Source organism: Caballeronia sp. dw_19 (assembly GCF_018449515.1).
GTDB lineage: Bacteria > Pseudomonadota > Gammaproteobacteria > Burkholderiales > Burkholderiaceae > Caballeronia.
In genome coordinates this window covers 20,507-28,007 of sequence record NZ_JAAVUQ010000063.1, presented here as the reverse complement: position 1 = coordinate 28,007, position 7,501 = coordinate 20,507, and the positions used below count along the sequence as shown (strand labels likewise).

Genomic DNA, 7,501 nt, shown 5'->3' with positions numbered 1-7,501 from the left:
TCCGACCGCTAACCCCAGAACCTACCAACCCGGCACTGACCCCTGACCACTACCGCCGAAAGCACCAACCCGACTCCGCCCCGCCCAAGCTCAAACCCACCAAACCCCCAAACCCGTCCACCGGCGCGAGCGAAAATCAACCGCCCCCACTCTGACGCCGCTTAAAACTCGCAGACCAGTTCATCGCCGGCCGCTCGACCAGCATATAAAACACGAAGGCCACGGCAATCGGCACGATCATGAAGGCGAACGATGCCCAGATAGTCGTTTGCAGCGCCGAGTGAAACAGCACCGATCCGAGCAGGATAAGAATCGGAATATGCACGATATACAGTGAGAAGCTGAACTCGCCGAGCCACGAAAAACCCCTTACAGGCAACGAGCTACGCATGGGTTTATCGAGCACCTGGAACAGATACAGCGCGAACGCCAGCGCCCAGAACTGGAACGCCATGTATTGCCCGAACTTGAACGCGCCGCAACCAATCACCGCAACCACCACCGCCGCAATCTTCAGCTTCACGGACCCCTTCGGCATCTTCCGCGCATCGGGCGCGGCCTTCGCCTCGGCAATCCACGCGCCCAGCGTCCAAGAAAACCAGTACGACGCGAACAATACGATCTCGTGACGCTCGAACACCAGCGCCGAAATCACATTGATAATGCCGACGCAAACCAGCACCGCCTTCATCCCGATCCGCCTGCGCAATGCGATCAGCAACGGATACACGAGATAGAACTGCACTTCCAGCGACAGCGTCCACAACGCCCCGTTCGACCCGAACGTACCACCAGCCACGCCCTGCAGCGAAAGCAGGTTGACGATGAACAAATGCAGATCCGCCGTGCCAATCTTGGGGCTGACCGGCGTGAAGCCGAGGCTGAACGTATCCAGCACGTACGTCAGCACCAGCGCGGCAAGCAGCACCGGATAAATACGCGCGAAACGGCGCATCAGGAAGTTGCCGGTATCGAAGGGAGCAGCGGGATTGGCTAGCAGCTTGCGTGCCGTTCCACGATGAATACAGTACCCGCTGATCACGAAGAAGATCGGCACGCCGGCCGAACCCCAGGCAATGGGAAAGGTGAGATAGCTGAAGACCGTGTTGAGGTCGAACCTGGCCCCGGTCCTGTGGAATTGCTGTATGCCGATCCAGGTGATCTGGCGGCAGTGGAAATAAGCGACCAGTAATGCAGCAAAACCACGCCACGCGTTGATGGCGACATCGCGGTCGTCAATGCTGACAGCGGCTGCGCGTTCGAGCGGTAACTGCAAGGAGGAACCGGCCGGATCGAGCAGGGACGAATCGCTCATTTAAAGACCTCGTGTCCAGGTTGAATAAAAGCCGGAGACGGTTCCCGGCCTTGCGGCGCCTTATATGGTGCTTGTCCGGTGCACTAAGTGACCACTCAAGCGGCGCACTCGCAGATGTCATATTAATCCGGCAAATAATGGAAAAATATGCGTGACAAACACTTCATCGTGTACATGATGAGCAAAAACCTCCCTACGGTCTGTTCGAAAGGTAACGAATTTATTCAGCAATTATTTGTCGTTTTTTTTCTGCTAACTTCATTTCAAACCATTCAAAAACAGAGGTACGTCATGGACATGCACGCATTCGCCGGTATTGCTGTTTTGTTGATCCTCGCCGCGGTCTCGGCTTACCGAGACGCGCTACGTAACGATCCCATGTCGAAACTGAACGCGTCAGGCATTCGTTTTCCGCATTCGGACGATCAGGAATAAGTGTTTCAGAACGATCGTGCTGCGGTGCGGCGGAAAATTGAATATTTTTTCGTTCGCCGCGGCTGGCGCCATCTGCCATCGCGGTCAGGATGATCCGGATCATCGTCTTGCGGCGCAGCAAATTATTTTACGCTTTCAAAAGCGGCTTTTAATGAATATCAACGCCGATTGAAAGCTTTGCATGAATACGAATTCGATGCATCGGGATACTGCACGAACGGGCGTTCGTGCATTAATTGAAAGTATTTTAGGGAAGCGCGTGCGATGCTGAAAGTCACCAAAGCCGTATTTCCTGTCGCGGGACTCGGCACTCGTTTCCTGCCCGCGACAAAAGCGAGTCCGAAGGAAATGCTGCCTGTCGTCGATAAACCGCTGATCCAGTACGCGGTCGAAGAGGCGATAGCAGCGGGAATCACGGAAATGATATTCGTGACGGGCCGAAGTAAGCGAGCGATCGAAGACCATTTCGACAAATCCTACGAGATCGAGGCGGAACTCGAAGCGCGCGGCAAGGCGGCGTTGCTCGAGGTCGTGCGCAACATCAAGCCCGCGAACGTGGACTGCTTTTATGTGCGCCAGCCGAGTGCGCTCGGGCTCGGCCACGCAGTGCTATGCGCGGAAAAGTTGATTGGCGAAAACCCGTTCGCCGTGATCCTTGCGGACGACTTGCTCCACAGCAAGGAGCCGGTCATGAAGCAACTGGTCGATGTGTTCAATCATTACCATAGCTCTGTCATTGGCGTAGAGCGGATCAGCCGGATCGACAGTGCGTCCTATGGCGTGATCGAAGGGCGCGAGTGGGAAGAGGACATCATCAAGCTGTCGGGGATCGTGGAGAAGCCGCAGCCGGCTTTGGCGCCGTCGAATCTTGGGGTAGTGGGGCGCTATGTGTTCATGCCGGGGATTTTCGCGCATCTGCGCAATACGCGGGCCGGCAGCGGCGGCGAGATTCAACTGACCGACGCGATTGCGTCGTTGCTGGCGGTCGAGCAGGTGCTGGCATACCGGTACTACGGCACCCGCTTCGATTGCGGCAGCAAGCTTGGTTATTTGAAGGCGACCGTGCAGCTCGCGTTGCAGCATCCCGAGGTGCGTGACGACTTCGAGGCCTATTTGCGTGAGTATCTGCCCGCGTTGTTCCCTGCGGAAGTGGTCGAGCAAGCCGAGTTGATCGAGCCTTTCTAGCGGTGGTTTTCGTTCACGCCAGCACCCCATCACATCTGGCGCGAGCGATTTCAGAAATCGAACCACCGGCATAACCACGGTGAGTAGGCCACGAGCATTTGCTGAATCGGTGCGTGATGCCCATAGGCAATTGTCGACACTGCAAGCAGACCTAGCCCGGCAAAGATCGACCCCGGCATCTTGCGCGGCTGTTTGAAAAAGCGTCGCAGGAAAAACAACGCGATACCGCCACCCAGGAACCAGCCGGCCACCACTTCAATGGGGGTATGTGCGTCCTGCACGACCCGGCAAAAGCCGATCAGCGCGCCCAGTGCCAACCCGGCCGCTGCGCCCAGCCTGTACCACCTCACGCCTCTGCTTCCGGCCAGCAGGCCGAACGTCACGCCCCATACCGCCGATGTCAGCATGGTATGGCCGCTGATCACGCGGAAGTCGATCGAACGAAGCTCGATGCCGCAACCCGCATACAGGATCTTGTTCACGCCGACCAACGCCAACGCGCCCACCAACGTACCCACCCAAACCAGCGCTTCGCGTTTGTCAGTTGTGCTTAACCACAACGCACATCCGGCTGCCACGGGAATGGTCAAACCCGCATCGCCGAAATTGGTGATCCAACTCAAAGCCGTCGTACTTGTCATACGCCCCCCGAAAAGCGCGCGCTTGATCGGCGATCAGGATCGTCGCCGCTGCGCTTGTTGCGCTGTGCCTATTGTGCCCGTTGTGTCTATTGCGTGCTCTTAACCCGTGTTTCCAACTGCGCCGGAACCTGGCATAACTTCCTCACTCCTCCGCGGCTTTCCTGCGTCCGGCCAACCGGTATTCGGTCGGTGAAATGGACAGGCGCTTGCGGAATATCTTGGCCAGTCCATCGCCGCTGCCGGCGCCGCATCGGCGCGCGATCTTATCGACGGGAAGATCGGTCGCGGCAAGCAGCATGCAACTGGCATCCAGTCGCGCCCGCAACAAATACTCCGACGGCGTCAAGCCGATCTGCGCCTTGAAGCGGCGCAGGAAATTGCGCTCGCTCATGGCCGCCACGCGCGCGGCATCGGCAATCGAAATCGGCCGGATGTAATTTTCGCGCATCCAGCGCGCCGCTGCGTCGATCTTTTGTCGCACGCCACCTACGTCGGTGTCGTCGAGCACGGCGGACAACTTCGGCCACGCGCCTGGAATGGAACGCTCCGATACTTCCCGCGCCACCGCCGGACCATAATCACGCTTGATGATGGACAGCGCGGCCGCGATCGGACCCTTGGGGTCATCGAGCGTAAGTGTCTGCTCGGCGATAAACAGCGAACTCGTCAGGGCGGACGCCGCCGCCGGGTCTTCGAAGTCGGGCGCCCGGTTTTGCAATGAAAGGTTCGCCGCCGCCAGGATCTGCGAGCCTTCGCCAATGGCCTTCACAAACGATATCTTCGGTGCAACCCTGCTTAAGCGCCTGAGCAACTGCGTGTCCAGTTTCGCGCGCTGCGCGCCTTCGCCGCCTGCAATGAAGAGGGCGTCGCACTCGCTCATCCAGCGTGTGTCGAGACTCTCGGTCCAGATGCGCATGGAGCAACTGCTGGCAACGCTGCCGCCATCGCTCGACAGGAACAGCAACGCGTAATCCGGCGCCGCGCCGGACCTGACGGCAGCGGAATCGGACAACGTGTGAATCTCGTTGGCGAACGAAAACACCTCTGATATCGAACTCACCTCGACCAGCGAGAAGTCTTCGAAGATCAGTATGCCGATCCGCTTGGGCGCGGCCTTCCCTTCCTGTATCGCTTCATGCATGGCTTCTTGCATCGCTTCGTGTGCTGATCCTGGGCCTGACTCGTGCGCGGCTCCGGAGGCGGTTGCATGCTCGGGCGCGTGCCAGTTCGAGCGGGATGCATCGGGCACCGGCGCAGGTGCGGACGCAGGGTCGGCACTCGGCAATCGCACGATTTGCAGCCGGCTCATACCATTGGCGTGTCCCATCAACTTGTCTCCGTTGTCGGTCCGGGCGGCGGGGATTGGTCGCGTATGCGTCGCACTATACGCGGCGCCGCAGAAGCATCAGGGCAGTCGTCTGAAAAGAACGAGATGTTGGCAGATGGTTTCGATATTCAAGTAATAAGCTGACCATCAGTGATGAAAAAAACAGTCACGGGGTCTTTCGTTCGCATAGCATGGGGCATTGCACGAGGCGTTGCGAAAGACTGCATTGACTGGAATCCTGGCCCGTCGAGCGCCGGACAAAACAAGGGGGTCGGACATGCTTAAGGTACGCAAGGCGGTGTTTCCCGTCGCAGGACTCGGTACGCGCTTTCTTCCTGCCACCAAGGCAAGTCCGAAAGAAATGCTGCCCATCGTCGATAAACCGCTGATCCAGCATGCGGTGGAAGAGGCGGTCGCGGCCGGCATCACGGAAATGATCTTCGTCACGGGCCGAGGCAAACGTGCGATCGAAGACCACTTCGATAAATCATACGAAATTGAGGCGGAGCTCGAGGCGCGCGGAAAACGTGCGCTGCTTGAACTCGTACGCAGCATCAAACCGTCCCACGTCAACTGTGTCTACGTGCGCCAGGCGGAGCCGCTCGGACTCGGCCACGCCGTGCTGTGCGCGCAAAAGCTGATCGACAACGAACCGTTCGCCGTCATGCTCGCCGACGACCTGCTCGATGGCGAGCCGCCCGTGATGGCGCAGATGGTCGAAGTATTCAACCGTTATCACTCGTCGGTGGTGGGCGTGGAGGAGATCGATCCGCGCGAGTCGGGGTCATACGGCGTGATTGAAGGCCGGCAGTGGGAGGACGGACTCTTCAAGATAGCAGGTATGGTGGAGAAGCCTGAGCCGGCGTTGGCGCCGTCCAACCTGGGCGTCGTCGGGCGCTATGTGCTGATGCCGCGCATCTTCGAGCATCTGCGCATGCAGAAGCCGGGCGCGGGCGGCGAGATCCAGTTGACCGATGCGATCCAGGCATTGCTCGCGCATGAACAGGTGCTTGCTTACCAGTACAAAGGCAAGCGCTTCGATTGCGGTAGCAAGCTCGGTTATCTGAAGGCCACCGTGGAGTTCGCGTTACGTCACCCGGAAGTGGCCGAGCCGTTCAAAGCCTACTTACGGGCGTTTCTCGCGAGCCGCAACCCCGCGCCGGTGACGAACGAGGAACCGCTCGGTGAGGCGCCGGAACTGATCGGCTGAATGAGTCGGCTACGTTCGCGAGCCGAGTTTCATGAACCATGAATCGATCAACGCGCGGCACTGGCGTTAGCTGCAGACACGTCAGGCGAACAAGTTGAACAGGATTCGAATTGCAGCATGAACCGCGTTGTACGTAGCGCCAGCCCCCCGGCGCGCGCTATGGTCTTTAGCCCGCTACGCGCGGGCTTTTTTTTCGCGTGCGGCACGTAAAAAAAGCGGCTCATCGAGCCGCTTATAGCGCCACCGGTGGTCCACCTGCGGTCCTTAACGAAAGTACGCTTTTGCGTTCGGGTGCACGTCTTCGCGAGCCAGCACTTCTGCGGGCATCAGCCATGCGTAGTCGCTGTGTTGATCGAAGCGGCCGATCGGTACCGAGCCGCCCAGCATGATCGAATAAGCGAGCACGACATAGTGCGTGGCAATGTCCGGTACGCCTGCGAAGTTATCGTAGTAGTGGTGCTCGAACACGCCGAACAGACGCGACGACGAGCGCTGTACGCTGGCTATGCCCAGCTCATCGCGGACTACGCGTGTGAACGCGGCGTCGAGCGTTTCGCCTTTGCGGACCCGGCCGCCCGGCACGAACCAGGTATCTTGCGCGGGCCGGTTGCGACGCTGTCCCAGCAGCACGCGGCGGTTGCCGTCGGTCACGATCAGGTCAATGGACACAAGCGGTGTCAGCCGAATGGCGTTAAGGAAGTCCGCGTCATCAAGGAGCGGGGACGCCTCGAACGGTGGCGCTTTCTTAAGAAGATCGGCCTGTTGCGCAGCGGCGGCGACTGATGAAAACGAAGAGAGATCGGTCACGCTTGTGGTACCTCAGTCATGTTCATCGTTATTGAATAAGCGCGCGGCGACGTGGCCAATGAAAAGCACCACTAGGGCGATCAGCGCGCAGACTGCCAACCCACCGCCGAGCATTGCGACGACGATGATCGTCGTCCAGCGCAGGCCGTCCATGATGGTTCCGAGTGTGCTTTGGATCGCTGTGTTTGCGGCCAGACACGCAATGTTTGCGTGTCTGCGTTCACCGCGTCGGCATTTTATGCAGATGAGCCAGTTTAGCGCGCGGTCATCGCTGCCGTATCGGCTTTGAACTGGCTTATTACGCCGAAAGATCGCGTTTGGAAGCCAATCGGAGAAATCGTCCTTGAGCGTCCTGGCGAATGCGTCATAGGCAGGAAGAAAGCAGCGACTTCCGATGGAAGGTGTACCTGGATCATCCTGTGTTCCTCGCAAACCAGGCAAGCCGGTTATTCGCGGCATACACGGTGCGTGCACGCCCACGACGTTGGTCACCGCGCCGTTTGCTGCAACTCACCATGCCAGGGCGCGTGGTTGAACGGACGCAGCGTTCAGCACTTTGGCGTAGCTGGCCGAACCACGGC

At 59.0% G+C, this 7,501-nt stretch carries 9 protein-coding genes; 4 read left to right on the top strand and 5 right to left on the bottom strand.

Going from position 1 to position 7,501, the window contains the following annotated elements:
- Window positions 1-136: 136 nt before the first annotated feature.
- Window positions 137-1,315: an acyltransferase gene (locus HB376_RS38665; protein ID WP_213768956.1), complete on the bottom strand. Its 1,179-nt coding sequence runs from the start codon at window positions 1,313-1,315 to the stop codon at window positions 137-139.
- Window positions 1,316-1,606: 291 nt separating this feature from the next.
- Between HB376_RS38665 and HB376_RS38660 the strand changes: the two genes are divergently transcribed.
- The 3 genes from HB376_RS38660 (at window position 1,607) to galU (HB376_RS38655) (ending at window position 2,935) form a co-directional block, all read left to right on the top strand.
- Window positions 1,607-1,750 carry a hypothetical protein gene (locus HB376_RS38660; protein WP_165092361.1) on the top strand — a complete coding sequence of 48 codons (144 nt, stop codon included), beginning with the start codon at window positions 1,607-1,609 and terminating at the stop codon, window positions 1,748-1,750.
- Window positions 1,751-1,787: 37 nt separating this feature from the next.
- Complete coding sequence (locus HB376_RS41565; RefSeq protein ID WP_255631832.1) at window positions 1,788-1,922, top strand: hypothetical protein; 135 nt, start codon at window positions 1,788-1,790, stop codon at window positions 1,920-1,922.
- A 92-nt stretch (window positions 1,923-2,014) separates the two neighbouring features.
- Window positions 2,015-2,935 (top strand): UTP--glucose-1-phosphate uridylyltransferase GalU, encoded by a 921-nt coding sequence (gene galU, locus HB376_RS38655; RefSeq protein WP_213768955.1) that lies wholly within the window; start codon window positions 2,015-2,017, stop codon window positions 2,933-2,935.
- 50 nt (window positions 2,936-2,985) lie between these two features.
- Here galU (HB376_RS38655) and HB376_RS38650 read toward each other — a convergent pair whose 3' ends face one another.
- Together HB376_RS38650 and HB376_RS38645 are read right to left on the bottom strand one after the other, a co-directional pair.
- Window positions 2,986-3,576 carry a phosphatase PAP2 family protein gene (locus HB376_RS38650; protein WP_213768954.1) on the bottom strand — a complete coding sequence of 197 codons (591 nt, stop codon included), beginning with the start codon at window positions 3,574-3,576 and terminating at the stop codon, window positions 2,986-2,988.
- A 142-nt stretch (window positions 3,577-3,718) separates the two neighbouring features.
- The gene (locus HB376_RS38645; RefSeq protein WP_255631831.1) at window positions 3,719-4,903 is read right to left on the bottom strand and encodes a helix-turn-helix domain-containing protein; all 1,185 of its coding nucleotides are present in this window, start codon (window positions 4,901-4,903) and stop codon (window positions 3,719-3,721) included.
- 277 nt (window positions 4,904-5,180) lie between these two features.
- On the opposite strand from HB376_RS38645, the gene galU (HB376_RS38640) reads away from it, so the two are divergent.
- The gene (gene galU / locus HB376_RS38640; protein WP_213768953.1) at window positions 5,181-6,113 is read left to right on the top strand and encodes a UTP--glucose-1-phosphate uridylyltransferase GalU; all 933 of its coding nucleotides are present in this window, start codon (window positions 5,181-5,183) and stop codon (window positions 6,111-6,113) included.
- A 264-nt stretch (window positions 6,114-6,377) separates the two neighbouring features.
- Here galU (HB376_RS38640) and HB376_RS38635 read toward each other — a convergent pair whose 3' ends face one another.
- Together HB376_RS38635 and HB376_RS38630 are read right to left on the bottom strand one after the other, a co-directional pair.
- Window positions 6,378-6,920, bottom strand: coding sequence for a GDP-mannose mannosyl hydrolase (locus HB376_RS38635; protein ID WP_213768952.1), 543 nt, complete (start codon window positions 6,918-6,920; stop codon window positions 6,378-6,380).
- A 12-nt stretch (window positions 6,921-6,932) separates the two neighbouring features.
- Window positions 6,933-7,073 carry a hypothetical protein gene (locus HB376_RS38630; protein ID WP_213768951.1) on the bottom strand — a complete coding sequence of 47 codons (141 nt, stop codon included), beginning with the start codon at window positions 7,071-7,073 and terminating at the stop codon, window positions 6,933-6,935.
- Between the last annotated feature and the right edge of the window lie 428 nt (window positions 7,074-7,501).